Source organism: Streptomyces radiopugnans (genome assembly GCF_900110735.1).
GTDB classification, from domain to species: Bacteria; Actinomycetota; Actinomycetes; order Streptomycetales; family Streptomycetaceae; genus Streptomyces; species Streptomyces radiopugnans.
Map to the genome: position 1 here is coordinate 462997 of NZ_FOET01000003.1, position 21452 is coordinate 484448.

The following is a 21452-nucleotide window of genomic DNA, read 5'->3' on the forward strand; positions in this document are numbered from 1 at the left end:
ACTGGAGGAATCGCGTGGTCCAGGATGCGGTCGGTGGCGAGGGGCGGCAGTGGGCGGCGGGGCCGGCGTTCTGGCGGGAGGTGTTCGACCATCTGGGTGCCGGTTTGGCCGTGGTGGACTCCTCCGGTCTGATCGTCGCGGTCAATCCTGCCGCCGAGGAGTTGCTGGGCCGCACCGCGGGGGTGATGGTCGGGGAGGATTTCCATGACCTGCTGCACCGTCGCACCGACGGCACGGTGGTTCCGCGCGAGGAGTGCCCGTTGCTCGCGGCCCTCGCCCTCGGTATCCCGGCCCGGGGTGGGGGAGGCGGTTTCCTGCGTGGTGACGGGCAGTTGCTCCCGGTTGTCTGGTCCGGCGCTCCCGTGGCCAGGGGCGGCTGTAGGGTGGGTATGACGGTGCTGTTCGCCCGCACCACCGTCGGCCGGGAGGCGTCCGAGGACAGGGCGTCGCGCGTGACCGCGTTGGAGGACCTCACCGGTCGGATGGCTCTGGTGGCGGAGATCAGCGCGATCCTGGCCCAGACCCTCGATACCGAGGAGACCCTCAGTCGGCTGGGCCGTTTCCTGGTGCCCCGGCTGACGGACTGGGCCGCCATCGACCTGCGTGTCGAGGGTGAGGTGCGCCGGGTCGCGGTGACCGGCCCCGAGGACCGGGACGCCGAGCGGGAGGCGTGGCAGGGCACCCTTCCGGCGGTGGTCGAGCACTCCCGCTCCCCCTTGGTGCGGGTGCTGCACGGCGGCGAGGCCGTTCTGCTGGGTCCCGGGGAGATCGCCGCGCCGCCCGACTCCGCGCTGGCCGCCGTCCAGGCCGGGTTCCTGCAGTCGCTGGGTGCGACCTCCGCCGTCACGGTGCCCCTGGGGACCGCCCGGCAGGTCACCGGGGCTCTCACCCTGGTCCGTACCGGTACCGCCCGGCCGTTCGACGCCGCCGACCTGGCGCTGGCCGGGGACATGGGCCGCCGTGTGGGGCTGGCCATCGACAACGCCCGCCTCTTCGGTCGGCAGCGCGAGATCGCCGAGGCCATGCAGCGCAATCTGCTGGCCTCCCTGCCCCAGCCCGGACCGCTGCGCCTGGCCGCCCGTTATCAGCCCGCCCCGGTCGGTTCCCAGGTGGGCGGTGACTGGTACGACGCCTTCCCCCTGCGCGACGGTGCCACGGCGCTGGTCATCGGTGACGTCGTCGGCCACGACCTGGCGGCCGCGGCGGGCATGGCCCAGCTCCACGGCATGCTGCGCGCGCTGGCCTGGGACCGCACCCGACCGCCCAGTGCCATCGTCGACCGCCTCGACGACGCCATACCCGCCATCACCAGCGTTCCCATGGCCACCCTCGTGCTGGCCCGGGTCGAGGGGCCCGAGAGCGGTCCCTGGCGGCTGCGGTGGACCAGCGCGGGCCACCCGCCGCCCCTCCTGGCCACGCCGGACGGGCACGCCGAGTACCTCGAACAGGGGCAGAGCCTCCTCCTGGGGGCCCGCCTCGGCGGCGGACGCCTTGACGCCACAGCGCCCCTGCCGCCCGGTTCCACCCTGCTGCTCTACACCGACGGCCTGGTCGAAGTGCGCGGCACCGACCTGGACACCGGTCTGGGGCGTCTCCGCCGCCACGCCGCCGCGCTCGCCCGCCGCCCGCTGGAGGAGTTCTGCGACCAGGTCCTCGCCCGCATGTCCTCCGGCAGCACCGACGACATCGCCCTCCTCGCTCTGCGCGTCCCCGACTGAGCCCCGGGGGAACGAGGCGGTGGACCACTGGCCGCCCCGCCCGGACTCCGTCCGTTGACGGTCCCGTGGAGATTCCTGGCCCGGGAGCGCGGCGGCGTGCCCGTTGTCCCGCCGGTGGCGGTGGCTAGGCGGGAACGCGGGCGTCGCGGATCGGGGCTCCGGCCCGGTGAAGGCTGATGAGCGCCTGCCGCCAGGAGGTGAGCAGCCCGGTCTCCAGGTAGTCCACCCCCAGTTCCTCGCAGTGGCGGCGGACGATGGGCCGCGCCTTGCGCAGGTTGGGACTGGGCATGCTGGGGAACAGGTGGTGCTCGATCTGGTGGTTCAGCCCGCCCAGCGCGATGTCGGTGAACCGGCCGCCGCGCACGTTGCGTGAGGTGAGCACTTGGCGGCGCAGGAAGTCCGGGCGGTCCTCGCCGGTCAGGATCGGCATGCCTTTGTGGTTGGGGGCGAAGATGGAGCCGAGGTAGACGCCGAACAGGCCCTGGTGGACGGCGAGGAAGGCGATCGCCATACCGGGCGACAGCACCCAGAACAGCGCGGTCAGGTAGACCGCGAAGTGCGCGAACAGCAGCGTGCCCTCCAGCACGCGGTTCTTCAGGGAGCGGTTGGCCAGCGCCCGTGCGCTCGACACGTGCAGGTTCAGGCCCTCCAGCGTGAGCAGCGGGAAGAACAGGAAAGCCTGCCAGCGGCCGATCAGACGGGGCAGCCGCTTGGCGGCGCGGGCCTGGTCCTGGGACCAGACCAGCAGGTCGGGGGCGATGTCGGGGTCGAGTCCTTCGTGGTTGGGGTTGGCGTGGTGGCGGGTGTGCTTGTCCTGCCACCACCCGTAGCCCATCCCGATGCACGCCCCGGCGATCCGCCCGGCCGTCTCGCTGGGCCCGCGCAGACGGAACACCTGGCGGTGGGCCACGTCATGGGCGAGCAGGGCGACCTGGCCGAAGACCAGGGCGAGGAAGGCGGCGACGGCCAGTGTCCACCAGCTGCGGCCGACGAGGACGAAGGCGGTCCAGCCGACGGCGTAGAGCGCGGTCACCGATGCGATCCGGACCGCGTAGTAGCCGGGACGGCGCTCCATGAGGCCGGCGTCGGCGATCTTCTTGGACAGCCGGGCGAAGTCGCTGCCGGACGCGTGCGGGGGCAGGGGGTGGGAGGTGGTGTGCGTGGTCATGGCGGTGCGTCCTTCTCATCGGAGTGCGGTGACGTGGCCCGGGCCATGGCCGGACACAGGCGAATCCGTGGAGCGACTCGGTGTCGTGGTCGTCCTCGCTCCGCTCGGTCGTGGTGCCCGGGCCGGCGGGGCGGAAACCCGACCGGCCCCGCCGGTTCGACCCTCGGCGGTATGGACCACCACCGCGTGCTCTTCGCGAGGCCGGGGTCGGCGCCCCGGCGTTGCGCCCGCCGGGCTCCCGAATTTCCGCTTCCGGCGGGCGCCTGGCGCGAGCGGGCGCGGCAAGGGCCCGGGCAGTCGGCCGATGTCTGGGGGCACGTCGTCCGCATCACCGTCGACCCGACCGGCTGGCCCGTCGTTCCGCGTGAGGTGCGCGTCACCGGGCGCACTGTGCGTGTCGGGTGGTTCCTGGACGAGCACCACCCGCACGAACTGATCCTGCTCTCCCACACCGCGGGCCGCTGCGAGTTGCTGGTGGTCCCGCCGGAGACGACCGGCGAGACGGCCGCCTGGCCGGCGCCCGTAGCGACCGTGGTGGGAAGTCTCCTCGCGGTCGGCGGATTCATGACGCGCGGGGAGGGAACCCGTACTGTCGCGGAGCCCCGGACCGGGAGCGGAGGGCGGGCGGCGGGGGCTTTCTTCTCGCCCTTCTCGCCGCGTCCGACCGAGGTCGAACACCGAACGCAGAGGCTGTGAGGACCGTGGAGATCGGCATCACCGTGGCAGTGATCATCGGGGTGATCATGCTGGGAGTCCTTGTGATCCACCGGCTCAACGCCCAGCGCGATGAACGGATCACAGTGTTCCGCTACAGCGACACCCAGTCCGGGCCCGGTGGTCGTGGCACGAAGCCGAAGCGGTGGCGTCCGACCGGCGGATCCTCCGACGCTTCCGGCCGCCGCGAGCACCGCGACGGGCCCACCGGATGACGCCGGCCGGCTCCGGCCGGGCGGGCGAAGGGCCGCGCCCGAACGCACCACGCGCCGACACGCCGTCTCACCCAGGGAAGCGGGTTCACCATGGAGCCTGAGGAACCGATGCCCTCGGCCGGGTACGCCGAGGTCCGTATCGTCGCGGCCTCCCCCGAGGCCGCCCGCCGCGTCGCGGAGGTTCTGCGCAGTTGCTTCGCCGCCGACGAACAGCGCAGCTATCCCGCCCACAGCGGGGGCGGCACCAGACTCCACCTCACCGTGGACACCACCCGCCCGGCAGGCACCGCGCCTTCCTGGCTGGTGGCCAGCCGGACCTCCGGGAACGACCACGACCGGACCGACGAGTCCTGAGACGGAGCCCGCGACCGCCTCGTGGCCCACATGCCGATTCTCGCGAAGTAGCCAGTCCGTGTGGAGTCCAGTCACCAGCGACCGATCGGCCTTCGGCCGGTTGCGAAGCGGCGACCGCCACCTGACGGGGAGGGTGTACGAGCACACCTCCCGATGCGGAAGACCGCCCGGGTGGGGGCTGGCTGCAGTCCTGCCGGTCCGGCCGACCACGGCTCCCCGTGTGTGGGCGACGTGTGAGCGGACGGCGGCGTACGGGCTGCCACGAGCAGGACCGAACAGCATGCTGCGTGGTGCTGACCAGGAGAAACAGCAGCATGCGGCACGGCCGGGCACTGCCCGACAGGAACGCGACCCCACTCGTAATGCGTAGGTCAAGGGTTCGATTCCCTTGGGCGGCTCCGAGGACCCCGGGTCGGATAACTCTGCCCCGGGGTTCTCTGTTGCTCGGGCATGGGACGTCACACAGCCGGGGTGCCGTGGGACTGCTTGCGTGAGCGGGGGCACCGGCTTCCGGCTCTGCGGCTTCTCGGGCCGGCCGACTTCGGTGGACCGCAAGCCGTCGCTTCGGTGCTCGTCGTGGGTGGCGCTCGGAGATTCCGCCGCCGAAGGCCATTCTCGCCTGGACGCCAACGGCAAGCGAGGGCCTCCCGTTCCCCGGGGCGGCCGCGGTGACGTGGCCGTGAGGGCGGTCATGGGCCGAGGGCCTCGGCCATGGTGTCGAGGTCGGCCAGGAGCGCCGTCATCCGCCGTGCCGGGATGCTCCGGACCATGCGTTGTTCGATGGCGTAGACGGCGCTGCGGGCGGCGTGCAGGCGCTGCTGTCCGGCCGCGGTGAGGTGGATGGGCAGGGACCGGCCGTGGTCGGTGCTGGTGGCCTGGGTGATCAGGCCGGCGTCCTTGAGGCCGCGCAGGACGACGTTGGCCGACTGCCGGGTGACGAAGGTGCCCCGGGCGAGGTCGGCGTTGGACAGGCCGGGCTGTTCGTCGAGGAGTTCCAGGCAGGAGTACTGGGGGACGGTGAGGTCATGCTCGCGCAGGGCCTTGTCCATGGCGCCGCGCAAGGCGGCCGAAGCCTTCTTGAGGCGGTAGCCCACGTGCTCGGTGATGTCTTTCGCTGGATGGGGCGGAGGCACTGGCGCACGATCTTTCATGTCAGCATTTTGACACATGCGGAAGCGGCGTCTACCTTCTCCTATGTCAGAACCCTGACATCGTTGTTGTCGCAGACCACCCTCTGGAGCCACCATGAGCGCCACCGTCGAAGGCCCCGATTTCGTCGCCCTGCAGGTGAGGGACATACCGGCTGCGGCCGCTTTCTTCGAGGAGAGGCTCGGACTGCGCCGGGCGCCCGGCGGGCCGGACCACGCGGTCGTATTCGCCACCACCCCGATCCCGTTCGCCGTCCGTGAGCCGCTGCCCGGCGTCGACCTGGGCGACGTCGCACGTCCCGGCCTGGGTGTGGCGCTGTGGCTGCGCACCACCGATGCCCCGGCGCTGCGCGAGCGGCTCGTCGCGGCCGGTACGGAAGACGTCACCCCGCTGCAGGACAGCCCGTTCGGGCCGACGTTCTCCTTCACCGGCCCGGAGGGCTACCGGCTCACCGTGCACGGAGGCTGACCGTGCGGGCCGCGCCGTCCTCAGCCCTCCGGGATCCGTTCCCGCTCGCGGCGGGCCCGCGTTTTGTGGAGGGCCTCACCGCGGCCCCCTGCCGGCAGGGCCACGACGGGGTGCCGCGTCCGGCCCTCCCCTCGGCCGGCGGCCCTGTGCCATGGGGTCCGGACGGGTCAGTGGCGGGACTGGAACCAGACCACGGCCAGTCCCACCGCGGTGGTTCCGATACCGGAACAGACACCCCGCAGGAGGTGGTCGGCGGCGATACGGCGGCGCCGGAACCCCCACCGGGCGAGGCGCCGCAGGGCGGCCCCGGCTCGCTGAGCGGCGGAGACGCCGATGCGCTTATGCTGCATGACTGGTGTTCCTTTCAGGGTCTTCGCGGTCTTGCGAGGTCACCGCGCAGAGAGCCCCGCCCGACCCGGTGGCGTAGGAAACCTGGGGTCGGGTCGCGGGCTCTCTCCGCGTAAGGGGTACGGAATCCGCCCCGGCCTCCACCGCGCCGGCTCGTGGCGCGGTGGAGGCGACGGAGCCCCGTCGGCAGGGCCGCACGGTCCGCAGGTGCCGAAGAAGCCGGGGCCCGCCGGCGGCCGGGAGTTCGCGGGGTGCGTCCGGTTCTCCGGCCGGCGTGGTCACGGAGGCTTCCCGCTCGGCCGGCCGTGTCAGCCGCCGGGAGCGATGCCGCCGTCGTACGGCGCACCACCGACGGGCGCGGGCGAAGGGGAGCCCGCTCTCCGGGCGCGGCCGCGCCGGGCTGCCTCAGTGTGCGCCCCGAGCGCCGTGCCGGTGCACGCGAGGGTCATCGAGACCTCCTGCGGACATGTGGACGACTACTGGCCGATCACTCCAACTCCCCGGCACTATAGTCGAGTTCACGTGCAAGTGCATGTGCATCTGCACGTGCATCCGTGTCTCGGTGAAGTTCGACGTCCCGTGGGACACGTTCGCCGTCATCCGAGGCACCCTTGGCGGAAAGCGGATCAGGCCGGGGGTCCGAGCGGGAGGAGGCCGAGGCCCGGCAGTCTGCCGTCGCGGCGCTCGTTCGGGCGAGCGGCGAAGCGGACGTGCCCGGCCACGCCTCCCGGCGGCCCTGGGGCTCACCCGGTGGCCCGTGGGGCGATCGACGGACCCGGGCCCCTCAGCCCTTGACGACGCCCAGCGGTACCAGGCGGGCGACCAGATGGGCCAGGCCCGCGCCCTCGGTGGCGGCGGCGACCGCGTCGACGTCCTTGTAGGCCTCCGGGGTCTCCTCGGCCAGGCCGCGCCAGGAGGACGGGCGGACGGCGACGCCCTCGGACTCCAGGCGGCCGCGCAGCTCCTCGCCGCGGACCCGGCGCAGCGCCTGGTGGCGGCTCCAGACCCGGCCGGCGCCGTGGCAGGTGGAGAGGAAGGCATCGTTGCCGGGTTCGCCGACCAGGACGTAGGAGGCGGTGCCCATGGTGCCGGGGATCAGCACCGGCTGCCCGGCGCCGGAGAGCTCCCCGGGCAGGTCCGGGTGGCCGGGCGGCAGCGCGCGGGTGGCACCCTTGCGGTGGACGCACAGGCGGCGCGGTACGCCGTCCACCTCGTGGGTCTCGGTCTTCGCCATGTTGTGGGAGACGTCGTAGACCAGGTCCACCTCCACCCCCGCCGCCGAGGTGAAGGCGCGGCGCACGGCCTCGGTGAGCAACTGGCGGTTGGCGCGGCCGTAGTTGGCGGCGGCGGCCATGGCCCCCAGGTACGCCCGCCCCTCCGGGGAGACGACCGGCGCGCAGGCGAGCTGCCGGTCCGGCAGGGAGATGCCGAAGCGGCGCAGCGAGCGGTCCATGACGCGGACGTGGTCGGTGCACACCTGGTGGCCCAGGCCCCGGGAGCCGCAGTGGATCATCACGCACACCCCGCCGGGGCGCAGCCCGAAGGCGGCGGCGGCCTTCTCGTCGTGGACCCGGTCCACGGCCTGCACCTCCAGGAAGTGGTTGCCCGAGCCCAGGCTGCCGACCTGCCGGAGGCCGCGTTCCACGGCCCGCGCCCCCACCTGGGAGGGGTCGGCCTCCTCCAGGGCGCCGTAGTCCTCGCAGAAGGTCAAATCGCGCGGTACGCCGTGGCCCTGCTCGACGGCGTATCCGGCGCCGCCGGCCAGCACCTCCTCCATCTGCGGGCGCCCGGGGAGCCTCCACAGGCCGCCGGGGCCGGTGCCGCGCGGGATGGTGTCGCCCAGGACGTCCATCAGCTCGCGCAGGCGGGGCTCCAGCGCGTCGCGGTCGATGCCGGCGGCCAGGAGGCGCACCCCGCAGGAGATGTCGAAGCCCACGCCGCCGGGCGAGACCACGCCGCCCGCCTCGACGTCGGTGGCGGCCACCCCGCCGATCGGGAAGCCGTACCCCCAGTGGACGTCGGGCATGGCGAAGGAGGCGCGGACGACGCCGGGCAGGGTGGCCACGTTCGCCACCTGCTCCAGCGCCTGGTCGCCCGCCGCCTCGGGCAGCAGGGCGCGGGTGGCGAACACGGTGCCGGGCACGCGCATCGCGCCCCGCCGCTCGATGCGGAAGCGGAACGGGCTCTCCTCGACCAGGGTGATGTCCACGGCCCCCTCCGGTGCTTTCCGGCGGCCGGGCCGTCCGCGCCGGCGCGCACCGGTACGCGCCGACGCGCGCCGACGCGTGTTCAGCCGGCGGGGGCCGGGACCGGCGCCGACTCGAGGACGGTGCGGACGTCGTGCGGCAACTGGTCGAGCGCGCGCTCCAGTTGGCCGGGCGACAGGTGCGCGCGTACGGCCTCGGTCACCGCCGGGGCGATCCGGGGGACGGCCTCGGTGCTCACCAGGGCCTCCTGGGCGAAGCGGTTCACATAGGCCTCGCGGTCGTACTTGACCGGCGCGGAGCTGGGGACCCAGCCGTCGTAGTAGACGCCGCGCAGCAGTTCGGGGAGCTGGGCGGCGAAGTGGGCGGCGGCGTCGACGGTGAGCCGGTCGCGGAGGGTGTGCAGCCAGGTGCGCAGGACGCGGTTGGCCAGGTGCCGGTCCTCGGTCCCCAGGGCTTCGGACACCGCCTTCAGCCAGATGTTCGCGGTGTGGATGACGTGCTCGAATTCGGCCGCGTGCGTGGCGGACATGGATCTTCCCCTTCGGAGAAAGAGGTCGTGGCGCCGCGTGGCACCGCGGGACGCCGTACGGAACCGGTGGCCGGAAAAGGCCGTTTCGTCCCTGCCCTGGATCCATGGTATTGCGGGCGGCCCGCGCGGTCACCCGCTCTGCCCACCCGCTCTGCCCACTCGCTCTGCCCACCCGCTCGGCCGCCCGGTACGTCCGGCGGGCCCGTTCAGACGTCGAGCGTCACCGAGCACTCCCATCCGTGCCCTCCGCGGCCGAAGCTCAGCCCGTGCAGCGTGACGGCCTTCGGCGCCGCGCCCGTCTCCGCGAGCGTGCCGACGTCGGCCATGTGGAGCACGGCCCGCACCCCGCCGGGCACGGCGGCCGGTTCCGCGTCCACCGGCACCTCGCCGTCGGCGTCGAGCCGGTAGACCACCTCGTCCAGCAGCGCCACCAGCAGGTCCTCGTCCGTCTCCGCCCGCACCTCGACGTCCCGGCGGCGCCGGCCGACGGCCCCCGACAGGTCCACGAACGACTCGCAGACGCCGCGCACCGCGTGCGCCAGGCACTCCTCGCGGGTCGGGGCCCACGCCTCCACCCGCAGGTCGGCGGTGTGCGGGACGGAACGGTGCCCGCCCCGGGGGCCGCCGTGCCGCGCGGCGCTCCCGTCTCGTGCCATGGTTCCGCCCTCCTCGGCTCCCCGGCCCCCGGTCCCCCGGCACCCGTCCGGCCCGTCGTTCCCATCGTCGCCCGGCGGGCGGGCGGGCGGGCGGGCGTACGTGCGTCGCGGCGCCGGGCGGCCGGAGGTGTAATGGAACGAGGAGCGCTACCGACCGATGGGAGCGGCCCGTGTCCCGCACCGACGCCCTCCGGTACGCCAAGCCGGATACGGTCCTCGGCCGCGACGCCGAGTGGGAGGCGCTCACCGCCTTCGCCTCCGACCCCCGCCCCGGACCCGGTCTCGGCGTCGTCTCGGGACGGCTGCGGCAGGGCAAGACGCATCTGCTCCGGGCGCTCACCGGGGCCGCCGGCGGCTTCTGGTTCGGCGCGCAGGAGGCGGTGCGGTCGGAGTCCCTGCGCATGCTGGGCGAGCAGGTCGCCGAGTACGCCGGCGCACCCGCGCGGAGCCGCCCGCGCGGCTGGGAGGCGGCCGTGGACGCCCTGCTGAGGCTTGGGGAGGGGCGGCCGCTGCCGGTCGTGGTCGACGAGTTCCCCCGTCTGGTGCGGCAGAGCCCGTCGCTGCCGTCCGTGATCTGCGCGGCCCTGCACCGCCGGAGCGCGGCGGCCGGAGAGGACGGCGGGGCCCGGCCCCGGCTGCTGCTGTGCGGCAGCGACCTGCCGGTGATGCGCCGGCTGTTCAGCGGCCCCTCGCCGCTGCACGGGCTGGCGGACCTGGAACTGGAGGTGCGCCCGCCGGACTTCCGGCAGGCCGCGCGCCTGTGGGGCCTGGACGACCCCCGCCTGGCGTTCCTGGTGCACGCCGTCGTGGGCGGCACCCCCGCCTACCGGTACGACCACGTCCGCGGCGACACCCCCGGCGGGCCGGACGACTTCGGCGCCTGGGTGCGCCGGACGGTCCTCGACCCCGGCACCCCCCTGTACCGCGAGGCGCGGCTGCTGCTGCTGGAGGAGACCGACCACCTCGACCGCGCCCTGTGCCACTCCGCGCTCGCCGCCGTCGCCTCGGGGCACTCCACGTCCGGTGAGATCGCCGAGTTCCTCGACGTCCCGCTTCCCGACGTCTCCCGCTGCCTGGAACTGCTGCACGAGAGCGGACTGCTGGGCGCCGAACCCGACGCGCTGCGCCCGAACGTCACCCGGCTGCGGATCGCCGAGCCGCTGCTCGCCTTCGAGTACGCGGTCGTCCGGCCGCGGCGTTCCTCGGCGGAGCGGGAGGACGCCGACGCTCTGTGGCACCGGGCGCGCCCCGTCTTCGAGACGGAGGTGGCGGCGCCGCACTTCGCCCAGGTGTGCCGGGACTGGGCGTCGGGGTACGCCGGCTCCGGCGTCTTCGGGGAGGCACCCGCCACGGCTCTCCACGGCTCCCCGGCCCATCCGCCGCCGGACGCCGCCCCCGCCGCCGAGGTGGTGGTGCGGGGGCCGGCCGGGGAACGCCCCGGTGCGCTGCTGTCGGTCGGGCTGGCGCGCTGGGACGAGGTGCTGGACGTGGCCCACCTGGAGCGGCTGCGCCGGCTGATCGCCCATCTCGCCGCCCGCGGCGAGGACACCGCGCGCACCCGTCCCGCCTGCTACTCCGGCGCGGGCTTCACCCCCGCCCTGCGCGCGGCGGAAGCGGACGGCGAGGTGGTGCTCGTCGGCCTCGACCGGCTGTACGGGGGCGGGTAGGCCGCGCGGAGGGGGGCGTACGGGCGGCGGGTGCCGGGCGGCGGGCGGCCGGCCCGCGGTCAGGCGGTGCCGGCGGGTTTGCGGAAGACCAGCAGGTAACGCCAGAACAGCAGTCTGCGCAGGGTCGATCCGGGCAGCAGCACACCCGCCTCCCGCCGTACCTCCTCCAGGGTCGTCTCCGGCCGCCTCACCGGCGCGACGGTGGACGGCGGGCCCGGTTCGCCGCCGGGCGGGCGTACCGCCTCCCGTGCGGCGACCGCGAGCCTGGCCGCCGCGTTGGCGGGTACGGCGGCCAGGCTCCAGGCCCGGTCGGCCGGGGACGTCTCCCGGTGGCAGCCCAGCACGGCCAGGACGCCGCCGGGCGCCAGTGCGTCCCGAAGTGCGGCGACCGTGCCGAACGGCATGTGGTGGAGGGAGGCCAGGCAGGAGATGAAGTCGTAGTGCTCGTGCGGCAGTTCGGCGCGGGTGGCGTCCGCGTGGCGGAAGCGCGGCCGGTGCCGCCGCGGCAGGCCGGCCGACGCCGCGCGGGCGGTCTCGATCACCTCGGCCGACGCGTCGATCCCGTCGGTGTCGATCCCCCGCCGTGCGAGCAGCCGGGCGAAGCGCCCGGTCCCGCAGCCGACGTCGAGGGCGGTACGGCAGCCCGGAGGCACCTGGCGCAGCAGCAGCCGGTGGTAGTGGTCGTTGTGGTCGAAGGGCACGGCGCCGACGATGCCACGGCCCCGGCAGCCCTGGGCAACCGCGTCCGATGATCCGGACGGGCGTGGATTTCTGTCGAATTTCTGTCGAATGTGTTTCGGCCCGATTGCTATGGGGGAACGCACGGATGACGGCCTGGGAGCGCTCCCAGACTGTATCCCCTCACACCCGAAAGCGAAGTGTCCGCAATGACTTGTCATGATCGCGTCTTAGGGGGCCGCTGGACGGCCCGTCTCCTCGCCGTGCTGGCCGCCGTGCTGCTCGGCATGCTCCCGTGGGCCGGGACCGCCTCCGCCCACGGCTCGGTCATCGACCCCGCCTCCCGCAACTACGGCTGCTGGCTGCGCTGGGGCAGCGACTTCCAGAACCCGGCCATGCAGCAGGAAGACCCGATGTGCTGGCAGGCGTGGCAGACCGACACCAACGCCATGTGGAACTGGAACGGCCTGTACCGCGAGAACGTCGGCGGCAACCACCGGGCGTTCATCCCCGACGGCCAGCTGTGCAGCGCCGGGCACACGGGCGACGGCCGCTACCGCGCGATGGACGTTCCCGGCCAGTGGAAGAAGACGAACGTCGGCCGCGACTTCACCGTGCACCTGCGCGACCAGGCCCAGCACGGCGCGGACTACCTGCAGATCTACGTCACCCGCCAGGGCTTCGACCCCACCACCCAGCGCCTGGGCTGGGGCGACCTGGAGCTGATCGAGACGACCGGCAGGTACGCCCCCACCTCGGACATCAGGGTGAACGTCAGCGCCCCCGGCCGCAGTGGGCACCACGTCGTCTACACGATCTGGAAGGCCTCGCACGCGGACCAGGTCTACTACATCTGCAGTGATGTGAACTTCGGCTGAGCCGCAGCCGATCGCCGCACGGTCGGCGGGCGTTCCGGGCCCTCGTGGGGCCGGGCCGCCCGCCGCCGTTCACAGCGGATCGCCGCCCAGTCGCGGTCGGCCGCCGGCGCGCTCCCGCATCCGCAGCACGCCCGACACCGCGAGGGAGCCGACCACGAGGGCCGCGCCGGCCGTGCGCACGGCCCCCACCGCCGGAACCTCCGGACGCCCGAGCAACTCCAGTCCGGCGTCCGCGGCCAGACCCAGCCCCATCAGCGTGAAGCCTCCCGCGCGGCCCCGCACCACCCATCTCGGACGGCCCCGTGCCGGCAGGGAGGCTTCGCCCGGTCTGCGCCAGCCGTCCCATCCCACCCCCAGGAACAGCAGGCCGAACAGAAGCTGGAACACGCTCACGGCGGTCTCGATCACGGTCTCCCTCCGTCCGGACGCACCCGTCCCCGCGTCCGTTGCGGCCGGGCACATGATCAACAGGGCCGACTTATCCGGTGCGGAGGCGAAGGGTGAGGTCAGGCCGGGGCATCCGGGGTGCGCAGGACGAGGACGGCCAGGTCGTCGTGGCCGTCGCTGGTGTGGTTGTCGGCCAGGATCCGGCACAGCTTGTCCGGCGGCTCCCCGGCATGGGCGACGGCGATCTCGGCGAGCTCGTCCATGCACACGTCCAGGGGGCGCCTCGGGTGCTCCACCAGCCCGTCCGTGAAGAAGACCACCGTGGTGCCGCCCGGCAGGGGGTGGGTGTGGTCGGGGCGGGGCTGCCGGGTGTCGACGCCGAGCGGCACGCCGGGGTCGGCGTGCAGGTAGATCGCCTTCCGGTCCGGTGTGATCACCAGCGGCGGCAGATGGCCCGCGGTGCTCCAGTGCAGGCACCAGCCGTCCCCCTCCGGCTCGATGCGGGCCAGGCAGGCGGTGGTGACGGGGCTCTCGGTGATCGCGTGGAGGGTGCGGTCGAGCTGGGAGAGGACCAGGCTCGGCGGGGTGCGCCGGTCGTACAGCAGCGCGCGGAGCATGTTGCGGGTCTGGGCCATGGAGGCCGCGGCCATGAGGTCGTGCCCGACGACGTCCCCGATGACGGCCGCGCAGGAACGGTCGGGCAGCAGTATGACGTCGTACCAGTCGCCGCCGAGCTGCCCGGGCGCCGTCGCGGGCCGGTAGACGGCCGACCCGCTGAACGGGTGAAGGTCGGGGAGCCGGGGCAGCAGCAGGCGCTGGAAGCTCTCGGCGCCGGAGCGGACCTGCTCGAACAGGCGGGCGTTCTCGATCGCCACGCCCGCGGCGCCCGCCAGCGCGACGACGATGTTCTCGTCCTGGGCGTCGAAGGGGAGGCCGTCGCGCCGGTCGGTCAGGTACAGGTCGCCGTAGATCTCGCCCCGGACGCTGATCGCCACGCCGAGCAGGGTGCGCATCGGCGGGTGCCCGGGCGGGAAGCCCGAGGAGTTGGGATGGGCCCCGATGTGCTCGACCCGCAGCGGCTCGGGGTTGTGGATCAGGTGTCCGAGCAGACCGTGGCCCCGGGGGAGCTCCACACCGGCGAGCGCGGCCTCCTCCTCCTCGCTCAGCCCGACGGGGATGAACTGCTCCAGCCTCTCGCCGCTCTCGTCCAGCACGCCGAGCGCGCCGTAGCGGGCGTCCACCAGCTCCATCGCCGTGGTGACGATGCGGTGCAGCACCACGGGAAGCTCCAGCTCGCGGCTGATGGCCAGCACCGCGTCGAGCAGGCTGTGCAGCCGCTGCTGGGCGCGGGTCAGCGACCGGAGCTGCTCGGCGATGTCGGTGATGTCGGTGAACTCGGCGGCCTCGGCTGTCCGGCCGGCTGTGGCGGTATCGGGGGGCCGGCCGGCTCCGGCGTCCGGGGCGGCCGGCGGGACCGGGGGAGACCACTGCCCGTTCCGCTGCGCCCCCTGGCCGTGTTCCATCGAGTCTCCTCGTCGCTGGGGATCGGGCACGCTACCCGATCGTGATCTCCGCCGGGAAGGAGTGGCCGGTTCCTCTCCGGCGGCACCTCACAAGACATATGCTAAGACCCTTTTGTTCGATAAGTACTGTTCGGCGGTCCGGTGCCGGGGGTGCTGTCCGCGAGGCGGCCGGATAGCATGCGGCCATCGACGTTACTGGTCGGTAGCTTCCCGGTCGGGGACGCACCCGAGAAGCCACGGCCGGTTCCACTCCCGCCCGAAGGAGCAGCCATGCCCGCGCTCGACCGCCAAGGCGACGTCTTCGTCCTCGACCTCGGGGACGGCGAGAACCGCTTCCACCCCGACTGGCTCGCCTCCGTCAACGCCCTGCTGGACGAGGTGGAGAAGGCCGAGGGGCCGCGCGCCCTGGTCACCGCGGCGACCGGCAAGTTCTTCTCCAACGGCCTCGACCTCGAGTGGCTGCTGGCCAACACCGACAAGGCCGCCGAGTACGCCGCGAGCGTCCAGGAACTCTTCGCCCGGGTGCTGACCCTGCCGCTGATCACCGTGGCCGCCCTCCAGGGCCACACCTTCGCCGCCGGCGCGATGCTCTCCCTGGCCCACGACTTCCGTGTGATGCGCGCCGACCGGGGCTTCTGGTGCCTGCCCGAGGCCGACATCCACATCCCCTTCACCCCCGGCATGTCCGCCCTCATCCAGGCCCGGCTGACCCCGCAGACGGCCCACGAGTCCATGACCACCGCCCGCCGCTACGGCGGGCAGGACGCGCTGGCCGCCGGGATCGTCGACCGCGCGGTGGAGGAGGACGCCGTCCGGTCCACCGCGATCGAGGTCGCCGCATCCCTGACCGCCAAGGCGAGCCCCACCCTGGGCACCATCAAGTCCCGGATGTACGGCCCGGCCGTCGCGGAGCTGCGCGCCGAGGAGATCCCGCTCAGCCTGGGCGGCTGATCCGTCAGCCGAAGACCGGGACCGGCTCCCGGTCCCGCGCCGCCGGGGTGCGCAGGCCCGCCCGCAGCCGCTCGACCCGGGCGCGTACGTCGGCGGCCGGCGGCCCGGCCGGCGCCGGTTCCGGCAACCCGCGGCAGTCCCGGCACAACCCGCCCGGCAGCGCCTCGGGCCGGCCGGGACGCCCGCAGCCGGTGCACTCCATCACCCGGCGCGGTGCCGGGCCCTGCGCGGGGACGGACGCGGATACGGGTACGGGTGCGGGCATGGGTACGGCCGCCGCCTCGGCCGCCGCCTCGGGTGGCAGCCGGTCGGCCGGCCGCCGCCGGGCCAGCGCCCCCGGACAGTACACCGCCTCCGGCAGTCCGGACGTCAGCGCCAGCACGAGCTGCCCCCGGCTCGCCCCGCGCTCCAGCCAGACGGCGGCCGGACCGGCCAGGGCCGCGCACTCGGCGGCCGAGAGCGTCATGCGCGGATCGGCCTGCCCGAGCGAGGCCAGCACCTCGTACGCCTCCGCCTGCCGGGACGGCCGTACGGGCCCGGCGTCCCCGGCCTCCGGTGCCGGTGCCGGTGCCTGTGCCGGTCCGGGCGCGGGCTTTGGTGCGGGCTCTGGCGAGTTCGACGGCTCCGGGGCCTCGCCGGGCAGCACGCCCTCCCGCAGGAACGCCCCCCACCAGGCGTCGTCCCGCGCCGTCCGCGAGAAGTACGTGCGGTAGACCCACTGGGTGCGGCCCTCGCCCACGGTCTCGCGCACCCGCCGCAGATGCCCGGCCCGCGACAGGGCGTTCAGCGCGGACCGCACGGCCTGCTGCCCGTAGGCGGGCAGCTCGCGGGCGAGGGTCTTGGTGTCGATCGCCGCACCGTCCGGCAGCCGGTCGATGTGGGCGGCCACCGACGCCTCACGGGGCGGCAGATGTTCGAAGTCGCCGCGCTTGCGGGGGAGTTGTCCGGGCGCGGAACGCTTTCCGTAGCCGGGGGCGGCCATCGGAGGGGCGTACGGGCGCACGTCGGCGCTACTGTTGGCCATAGCCATGGGATCGGCCTCACGATCTCAATGGTCAGACCCTCGCCCGGTGTTGGCCCACCGGCGGGGGTCGTTTTCGTCTGTCGTCCCGCACGCTACAGCGCCGACGCGGTGCGTCGCGACCCGATCGCGGAGAGTGGAAAACCGCAGGGTGGGAGGGTGGGAGGAGACCTCCCACCCATTCCCTGGAGAAGGCGCTCGAACCCCGGATCCCGGCCCCCGGTACCCGAGCTCCGGGCCGTTTCGGACATCTGCGAGGCTGAAAACATGGGGTGGGGCTACAGGATTCTCGGCGGAACGGCGGCGGTTCTGGGGGCGGCGTCGCTGGCGTGCGCGCTGCTGACGCTTCTTCCGGGGCTCCTGCTGCCGGAGTCCGGGTGGCTGGTGGGCGTGAGCATGGGGTCGGGGGTCCTGCTCGGCATGGTGGCGGTGGGCTGGAGTTTCACTTTGGGCAACGACCCGCGCCTGCTGTGGATGGCCTTCCGGTGCCTGTCCGGCAAGGTGCAGGCGGCGCTGGGCGTGCTGGCCGTCACAAGCGCGCCGCTGATGCCCATGGGCCTGTCCTCGGGGCACGGCCTGCAAAACCCGGAGACCGAGTACGGTGCCTACCACGCGTTCGACACGACGACGCGGGAGCGGGTGGAGATCTTCTCGCGCGCCGAGTACGAGGCGCTGGTGGAGCTGGAGCAGCGCACCTTCCTCGGGGGCGGGAGCCTGTTCCTCTTCGTCGCGGCGGCCCTCTTCCTGAGCATGGGGGAGCTGCGCAGGCGGTGACCCGCGCCCGGGCGAACCCGGGGCTCAGGGGCGCGCGAGGTAGGCGGCGAGGGCGTCGCGGCTGCGCCGCAGCTCGCCGATGCGCTCGTCCAACGCCGCCAGCTCCCGCTCCAGCGCGCCCCGCAGGTCCGCGCACCAGTCGAAGTCCGGTTCCGAGCCCCGGGCGCACGGCAGCACCGAGCGGATCACCTCGGTGGTCAGGCCCGCGTCCAGCAGGGCGCGGATCTGCCGCACGGTGAGCACCGCGTCCTCGCCGTACTCGCGGTAGCCGTTCGGGCCGCGCTCAGGGGTGAGCAGCCCCTGCTCCTCGTAGTACCGCAGCAGCCGCGTACTGACCCCCGTGCGCCGGGACAGCTCCCCGATCAGCATGTGCCCTGCCCTTCCCGGGAGTTGACCTTCACACCGATGTGAAGCCCTAACGTCGCCCCGCGAGCGGGCATTCCGTGCCCGCCGTCCCGGACTGCCCCCCCCAGAACCCGAGCTTCGGAGCGACACACATGACCCCATCGACCCCCTACGTCGTCCACCGCGACGGCCGTACGGCCACCACCGGCGAGCTGGCGCCGCTCGCCTTCGCGGGCCACGCCCACTTCACCGCCATGCAGGTGCGCGGCGGCCGGGTCCGGGGGCTCGACCTCCATCTGGCGCGGCTGCGTTCGGCCTCGCTGGAGCTGTACGGCCGGGCGCTGCCCGACGACCGGGTGCGGTCCTGCCTGCGCGCGGCGCTGGAGGCCGGTCCGCAGGACCTGTCGCTGACGGCCGTGGTGTACTCCCCGGCTGGCGAGTTCACGGCGGCGGACGCCGATCCGGAGGTGCTGGTCCGCACCGGACCGCCCGCCTCCGGGCCCGAAGGGCCGCTGGCGCTGGCGGCGTTCGAGCACGAGCGGTTCCTGCCGTCGGTCAAGCTCGTCGGCGAGGCGGCCAAGACGTACCTGCTGCGCCGGGCCGTCGCGCAGGGCTTCGACGACGCGGCCTTCACCGACCGCCGGGGCCGGATCGGCGAGGCGACGATCTGGAACCTGGCCTTCTGGGACGGATCGGCGGTGGTGTGGCCCGAGGCCGACGTACTGGCCGGGGTCACGATGGGCATCGTGCGCCGGCAACTGGACCGCCTGGGCGTACCCCAGCGCGTCCGGGAGATCACCCTCGCCGACCTGCCGGAACTGGCCGGGGCCGTGGTCATGAACTCGTGGACGCCGGGGATCGCCGTACACCGCATCGGCTCCGCGTCCCTGCCCGTCGCCCCGGCCTTCACGGACCTGCTCCACCGCGCCTACCGCGCCGAACCGCCCACCGCGCCGTGAGCCCTTCCGACCGCGCGGTACGTACGACCGGAGGTCGGACAGCCCGGGCCCGGCCGCGCGCGGCGGGACGCTGCCGGAAAGCCGTGGCCCCGGCCGGTGGCGGGCACTAGAGTCGGCCGGGTGACTGCCGGGTCGGCCACTGGCCACACACGAGTGAGGCGCCCGGCCCCGGCGTGAGCGCGGGGCGGGCCAGAGCCCCGCCCGCCTTCTCCGTCTCTCCTCCCACCGGCGCCCCGCACGCGCCCGTCCCAGCGGATCCAAGAGACCGGAGAACACCACAGATGCCAGCCGAGCAGCGGCACCGGGGCGAAACCGAGCCGCCGGCCACCACCGTCGAGCTGAACCACACCGTCGTGTACGCCAGGGACCGGCGGTTGTCTGCCGAGTTCATCGCCGCGATCCTGGGTCTGGAGGTCGGAGCGCCCTTCGGGCCGTTCCTGCCCGTCGACCTGGGCAACGGAGTGACGCTCGACTACCACGAGAAGCGCGACGAGCCGATCCAGTCGCAGCACTACGCGTTCCTCGTGCCCGAGGAGCGGTTCGACGCCATGATCGCCCGCCTGGAGACGGCCGGGGTCACCTACTACGCCGACCCCGGCCACACCGAACCCGGCGCGGTCAACCGCCTCTTCGGCGGACGCGGCGCGTACTTCGACGATCCCGACGGCCACAACATGGAGATCATCACGCGCCCCTACGCGCGGCCGTAGCAGGCCGTCCGGTGGCTGGTTCGCCGGTTCCTCCGCACCGGCCCCGGCGTGGGAGGACCGGCGAACCGGCCGGGCACCGGGCCGCGCGGGCGGCGTACGCGACGGACCGCGCCCGCGCGGTCCCTCGACGCATTCGCAGCGATCTCCGCAGGGATCACCGGGGCGTGCCATACGCTGCCGGAGTTCCCCCGAAAAAAAATCGGCGGCCGTGTTGATCCGTGCCGTCCCCGTTCGACCTATGGGTGAGAGGGGCCGGGAGAGGCCCCGGAACCGCCCAGGGAGACAGAGTCATGAAGTACATGCTGATCATGCGCGCCACCGACGAGGCCCTCGCGGGGATGGCGGACGTCGACTTCGGCCAGATGCTCGAGACCATCGGCCGGTACAACGACGAGCTGATCCGGGCCGGCGTGCTGGTCGCCGCGGAAGGGCTCGACGACGCCGCCGAGGGCGTGGTCGTCGACCACTCCTCCGAGCCGCCCGTGGTCACCGACGGCCCCTACGGGGAGACCAAGGAGCTGTTCGGCGGCTTCTACATCCTCAACGTGGCGTCCAAGGAGGAGGCCGTCGAGTGGGCCAGGCGGGCGCCGTTCAGCGGCCCGGGCCTGAAGACCGAGATCCGCCGGGTCACCACGATCGACGAGTTCCCCCAGGACAACGAGTGGATCCAGAAGGAGCGGGCGTGGCGCGAGGCCACCGGCCAGCTCTGAGGGGAGCGACAGCGGATGACCGATCCGACCGGCCGTGAGGCCGTCGCCGCCGTCTGGCGGATCGAGTCCGCACGGATCGTCGGCGCGCTCGCGCGGTACACCGGCGACTTCGCGCTGGCCGAGGACTGCGCCCAGGAGGCGCTGGCCGAGGCGCTGGTGAACTGGCCGCGCGAGGGCGCGCCCCGCGACCCGGCGGGGTGGCTGCTGACCGTCGGCCGGCGCCGCGCGATCGACGCGTTCCGCCGGCGTTCCGCCCTCGGCGAGAGGTACGCCGCCCTCGCCCACGGCCTGGGCGAGGGCGGCATCGTCTCGGGAGGCGTCTCGGGGGGCGCGCCCCCCGATCCGGTCAGGGAGGCCGAGGACGTGCTGTGGGACCCGGACCGCATCGACGACGACGTGCTCGCGCTGATGTTCCTCTCCTGCCATCCCGTGCTGTCGCGGGAGGCGCGGGTGGCGCTCACCCTGAGGGTGGTCGGCGGTCTGACGAGCGACGAGATCGCCAGGGCGTTCCTCGTGCCGACCGCCACCGTGCAGGCCCGGATCACCCGGGCGAAGAAGACCCTGAAGGCGGCCCGCGTCCCGTTCGGGACTCCGGCGGCCGACGAACGGGCCGAACGGCTCGGCTCGGTCCTCAGCGTCGTCTACCTGATCTTCACCGAGGGCTCCTCGGCCAGCTCGGGGAAGGATCTGATCCGGTTCGACCTCGCGGGCGAGGCACAGCGACTGGCCCGGGTGCTGAGCCGGCTGATGCCGGACGAGAGCGAGGTCCACGGCCTGCTGGCACTGCTGGAGCTGACCGCGGCGCGCTTCCCCGCCCGTACCGGGCCGGACGGCGAGCCGGTGCTGCTGGAACACCAGGACCGCCGCCGCTGGGACCGCGCCGCGATCCGCCGGGGACGGGCCGCCCTGGCCCGCGCCGAGCGGACCGGCCGGGGCCTGGGCGCCTACGGCCTGCAGGCGGCGATCGCCGAGTGCCACACGGCCGCCCCCTCGGTCGAGGAGACCGACTGGGAGCGGATCGTGCTCCTCTACGAGGCGCTCGGCCGGCTCGCGCCCTCACCGGTGGTCGACCTCAACCGGGCGGTGGCGGTCTGCATGGCGCAGGGGCCGGCGGCGGCCCTGACCATCGTGGACGGGCTGGCCGGCGCCAAGGAGCTGTCCGGCTCCCATCTGCTGCCGAACGTCCGCGGGGAACTCCTCGCCCGCCTGGGGCGCACCGACGAGGCGCGCGCCGAACTGGAGCGCGCGGTGCGGCTGTGCGGCAACGAACGCGAGCGGACGGTACTGGAGCGCAAGCTCGCCGACCTCGGCTGACCGCGCGCC

The 21452-nt window shown here is 73.8% G+C and carries 24 protein-coding genes; 13 read left to right on the plus strand and 11 right to left on the minus strand.

The genetic code is table 11. The features are described from left to right. The first annotated feature begins 14 nt into the window (after positions 1-14). The gene (locus BMY40_RS09565; RefSeq protein WP_093657513.1) at positions 15-1718 is read left to right on the plus strand and encodes a SpoIIE family protein phosphatase; all 1704 of its coding nucleotides are present in this window, start codon (positions 15-17) and stop codon (positions 1716-1718) included. 124 nt (positions 1719-1842) lie between these two features. Here BMY40_RS09565 and BMY40_RS09570 read toward each other — a convergent pair whose 3' ends face one another. Further along, positions 1843-2886, minus strand: coding sequence for a fatty acid desaturase family protein (locus BMY40_RS09570; RefSeq protein WP_093657515.1), 1044 nt, complete (start codon positions 2884-2886; stop codon positions 1843-1845). A 171-nt stretch (positions 2887-3057) separates the two neighbouring features. Here BMY40_RS09570 and BMY40_RS28520 point away from each other — a divergent pair, with 171 nt between their 5' ends. The 3 genes from BMY40_RS28520 (at position 3058) to BMY40_RS09585 (ending at position 4169) form a co-directional block, all read left to right on the plus strand. Continuing rightward, positions 3058-3582 (plus strand): DUF5994 family protein, encoded by a 525-nt coding sequence (locus BMY40_RS28520; RefSeq protein ID WP_093657517.1) that lies wholly within the window; start codon positions 3058-3060, stop codon positions 3580-3582. A gap of 5 nt (positions 3583-3587) precedes the next feature. Next, complete coding sequence (locus tag BMY40_RS09580) at positions 3588-3815, plus strand: hypothetical protein (protein WP_143071751.1); 228 nt, start codon at positions 3588-3590, stop codon at positions 3813-3815. Positions 3816-3905: 90 nt separating this feature from the next. Next, positions 3906-4169, plus strand: coding sequence for a hypothetical protein (locus tag BMY40_RS09585; RefSeq protein ID WP_093657521.1), 264 nt, complete (start codon positions 3906-3908; stop codon positions 4167-4169). Between the two features lie 689 nt (positions 4170-4858). Here BMY40_RS09585 and BMY40_RS09590 read toward each other — a convergent pair. Further along, positions 4859-5320 (minus strand): MarR family winged helix-turn-helix transcriptional regulator, encoded by a 462-nt coding sequence (locus BMY40_RS09590; protein ID WP_093657523.1) that lies wholly within the window; start codon positions 5318-5320, stop codon positions 4859-4861. A 94-nt stretch (positions 5321-5414) separates the two neighbouring features. Here BMY40_RS09590 and BMY40_RS09595 point away from each other — a divergent pair, with 94 nt between their 5' ends. Further along, positions 5415-5786: a VOC family protein gene (locus tag BMY40_RS09595; RefSeq protein WP_093657525.1), complete on the plus strand. Its 372-nt coding sequence runs from the start codon at positions 5415-5417 to the stop codon at positions 5784-5786. Positions 5787-5953: 167 nt separating this feature from the next. Here the strand turns inward: BMY40_RS09595 and BMY40_RS09600 are convergent, their stop codons facing one another. From BMY40_RS09600 to BMY40_RS09615, 4 genes are all read right to left on the minus strand, one after another. After that, a complete protein-coding gene (locus BMY40_RS09600; protein WP_093657527.1) occupies positions 5954-6136 on the minus strand; it encodes a hypothetical protein in 183 nt (60 codons plus the stop codon). Between the two features lie 782 nt (positions 6137-6918). After that, a complete protein-coding gene (locus BMY40_RS09605; RefSeq protein WP_342745068.1) occupies positions 6919-8343 on the minus strand; it encodes an RtcB family protein in 1425 nt (474 codons plus the stop codon). A gap of 80 nt (positions 8344-8423) precedes the next feature. Next, a complete protein-coding gene (locus BMY40_RS09610; protein ID WP_093657529.1) occupies positions 8424-8870 on the minus strand; it encodes a DUF2267 domain-containing protein in 447 nt (148 codons plus the stop codon). A gap of 206 nt (positions 8871-9076) precedes the next feature. Beyond that, a complete protein-coding gene (locus BMY40_RS09615; RefSeq protein ID WP_093657531.1) occupies positions 9077-9526 on the minus strand; it encodes an archease in 450 nt (149 codons plus the stop codon). A gap of 170 nt (positions 9527-9696) precedes the next feature. Here BMY40_RS09615 and BMY40_RS09620 point away from each other — a divergent pair, with 170 nt between their 5' ends. Beyond that, positions 9697-11193 (plus strand): AAA family ATPase, encoded by a 1497-nt coding sequence (locus BMY40_RS09620; RefSeq protein ID WP_093657533.1) that lies wholly within the window; start codon positions 9697-9699, stop codon positions 11191-11193. Between the two features lie 59 nt (positions 11194-11252). Here the strand turns inward: BMY40_RS09620 and BMY40_RS09625 are convergent, their stop codons facing one another. Next, positions 11253-11894 carry a class I SAM-dependent methyltransferase gene (locus tag BMY40_RS09625; protein WP_093657535.1) on the minus strand — a complete coding sequence of 214 codons (642 nt, stop codon included), beginning with the start codon at positions 11892-11894 and terminating at the stop codon, positions 11253-11255. 186 nt (positions 11895-12080) lie between these two features. On the opposite strand from BMY40_RS09625, the gene BMY40_RS09630 reads away from it, so the two are divergent. Next, a complete protein-coding gene (locus BMY40_RS09630; RefSeq protein WP_093657537.1) occupies positions 12081-12749 on the plus strand; it encodes a lytic polysaccharide monooxygenase auxiliary activity family 9 protein in 669 nt (222 codons plus the stop codon). Between the two features lie 69 nt (positions 12750-12818). Here BMY40_RS09630 and BMY40_RS09635 read toward each other — a convergent pair whose 3' ends face one another. Both BMY40_RS09635 and BMY40_RS09640 read right to left on the minus strand, forming a co-directional pair. Then, positions 12819-13157 carry a hypothetical protein gene (locus tag BMY40_RS09635; RefSeq protein WP_093657539.1) on the minus strand — a complete coding sequence of 113 codons (339 nt, stop codon included), beginning with the start codon at positions 13155-13157 and terminating at the stop codon, positions 12819-12821. A 98-nt stretch (positions 13158-13255) separates the two neighbouring features. After that, positions 13256-14659, minus strand: a complete 1404-nt coding sequence (locus BMY40_RS09640; RefSeq protein WP_093657541.1) for a PP2C family protein-serine/threonine phosphatase — start codon at positions 14657-14659, stop codon at positions 13256-13258. 270 nt (positions 14660-14929) lie between these two features. Between BMY40_RS09640 and BMY40_RS09645 the strand changes: the two genes are divergently transcribed. Beyond that, on the plus strand, positions 14930-15610 hold the full coding sequence (locus tag BMY40_RS09645; protein ID WP_093657543.1) for an enoyl-CoA hydratase-related protein: 681 nt from the start codon (positions 14930-14932) through the stop codon (positions 15608-15610). Positions 15611-15614: 4 nt separating this feature from the next. Here BMY40_RS09645 and BMY40_RS09650 read toward each other — a convergent pair whose 3' ends face one another. After that, the gene (locus BMY40_RS09650; RefSeq protein ID WP_093657545.1) at positions 15615-16634 is read right to left on the minus strand and encodes a hypothetical protein; all 1020 of its coding nucleotides are present in this window, start codon (positions 16632-16634) and stop codon (positions 15615-15617) included. Between the two features lie 264 nt (positions 16635-16898). Between BMY40_RS09650 and BMY40_RS09655 the strand changes: the two genes are divergently transcribed. Further along, on the plus strand, positions 16899-17405 hold the full coding sequence (locus BMY40_RS09655; protein ID WP_093657547.1) for a hypothetical protein: 507 nt from the start codon (positions 16899-16901) through the stop codon (positions 17403-17405). A 24-nt stretch (positions 17406-17429) separates the two neighbouring features. On the opposite strand, the gene BMY40_RS09660 is transcribed toward BMY40_RS09655, so the two are convergent. Beyond that, positions 17430-17774, minus strand: a complete 345-nt coding sequence (locus BMY40_RS09660) for a MerR family transcriptional regulator (RefSeq protein WP_093657549.1) — start codon at positions 17772-17774, stop codon at positions 17430-17432. A 128-nt stretch (positions 17775-17902) separates the two neighbouring features. On the opposite strand from BMY40_RS09660, the gene BMY40_RS09665 reads away from it, so the two are divergent. The 4 genes from BMY40_RS09665 (at position 17903) to BMY40_RS09680 (ending at position 21443) form a co-directional block, all read left to right on the plus strand. Beyond that, a complete protein-coding gene (locus BMY40_RS09665) occupies positions 17903-18709 on the plus strand; it encodes an aminotransferase class IV family protein (RefSeq protein ID WP_093657551.1) in 807 nt (268 codons plus the stop codon). 281 nt (positions 18710-18990) lie between these two features. After that, on the plus strand, positions 18991-19419 hold the full coding sequence (locus BMY40_RS09670) for a VOC family protein (RefSeq protein ID WP_093657553.1): 429 nt from the start codon (positions 18991-18993) through the stop codon (positions 19417-19419). 290 nt (positions 19420-19709) lie between these two features. Beyond that, on the plus strand, positions 19710-20129 hold the full coding sequence (locus BMY40_RS09675) for a YciI family protein (RefSeq protein ID WP_093657555.1): 420 nt from the start codon (positions 19710-19712) through the stop codon (positions 20127-20129). 15 nt (positions 20130-20144) lie between these two features. Beyond that, on the plus strand, positions 20145-21443 hold the full coding sequence (locus tag BMY40_RS09680; protein ID WP_093657557.1) for an RNA polymerase sigma factor: 1299 nt from the start codon (positions 20145-20147) through the stop codon (positions 21441-21443). The last annotated feature ends 9 nt before the right edge of the window (positions 21444-21452 follow it).

Excerpts from the sequence above, each read along its gene's own strand:
- BMY40_RS09585 (WP_093657521.1), top strand. The coding sequence starts at position 3,906 with ATGGAGCCTGAGGAACCGATGCCCTCGGCCGGGTACGCCGAGGTCCGT.
- BMY40_RS09570 (WP_093657515.1), bottom strand. The coding sequence starts at position 2,886 with ATGACCACGCACACCACCTCCCACCCCCTGCCCCCGCACGCGTCCGGC.
- BMY40_RS09670 (WP_093657553.1), top strand. The coding sequence starts at position 18,991 with ATGCCAGCCGAGCAGCGGCACCGGGGCGAAACCGAGCCGCCGGCCACC.
- BMY40_RS09645 (WP_093657543.1), top strand. The coding sequence starts at position 14,930 with ATGCCCGCGCTCGACCGCCAAGGCGACGTCTTCGTCCTCGACCTCGGG.
- BMY40_RS09650 (WP_093657545.1), bottom strand. The coding sequence starts at position 16,634 with ATGGCCAACAGTAGCGCCGACGTGCGCCCGTACGCCCCTCCGATGGCC.
- BMY40_RS09595 (WP_093657525.1), top strand. The coding sequence starts at position 5,415 with ATGAGCGCCACCGTCGAAGGCCCCGATTTCGTCGCCCTGCAGGTGAGG.
- BMY40_RS09655 (WP_093657547.1), top strand. The coding sequence starts at position 16,899 with ATGGGGTGGGGCTACAGGATTCTCGGCGGAACGGCGGCGGTTCTGGGG.
- BMY40_RS09590 (WP_093657523.1), bottom strand. The coding sequence starts at position 5,320 with ATGAAAGATCGTGCGCCAGTGCCTCCGCCCCATCCAGCGAAAGACATC.
- BMY40_RS09610 (WP_093657529.1), bottom strand. The coding sequence starts at position 8,870 with ATGTCCGCCACGCACGCGGCCGAATTCGAGCACGTCATCCACACCGCG.
- BMY40_RS09615 (WP_093657531.1), bottom strand. The coding sequence starts at position 9,526 with ATGGCACGAGACGGGAGCGCCGCGCGGCACGGCGGCCCCCGGGGCGGG.
- BMY40_RS09680 (WP_093657557.1), top strand. The coding sequence starts at position 20,145 with ATGACCGATCCGACCGGCCGTGAGGCCGTCGCCGCCGTCTGGCGGATC.
- BMY40_RS09630 (WP_093657537.1), top strand. The coding sequence starts at position 12,081 with ATGACTTGTCATGATCGCGTCTTAGGGGGCCGCTGGACGGCCCGTCTC.
- BMY40_RS28520 (WP_093657517.1), top strand. The coding sequence starts at position 3,058 with ATGGACCACCACCGCGTGCTCTTCGCGAGGCCGGGGTCGGCGCCCCGG.
- BMY40_RS09640 (WP_093657541.1), bottom strand. The coding sequence starts at position 14,659 with ATGGAACACGGCCAGGGGGCGCAGCGGAACGGGCAGTGGTCTCCCCCG.
- BMY40_RS09600 (WP_093657527.1), bottom strand. The coding sequence starts at position 6,136 with ATGCAGCATAAGCGCATCGGCGTCTCCGCCGCTCAGCGAGCCGGGGCC.
- BMY40_RS09660 (WP_093657549.1), bottom strand. The coding sequence starts at position 17,774 with ATGCTGATCGGGGAGCTGTCCCGGCGCACGGGGGTCAGTACGCGGCTG.
- BMY40_RS09675 (WP_093657555.1), top strand. The coding sequence starts at position 19,710 with ATGAAGTACATGCTGATCATGCGCGCCACCGACGAGGCCCTCGCGGGG.
- BMY40_RS09665 (WP_093657551.1), top strand. The coding sequence starts at position 17,903 with ATGACCCCATCGACCCCCTACGTCGTCCACCGCGACGGCCGTACGGCC.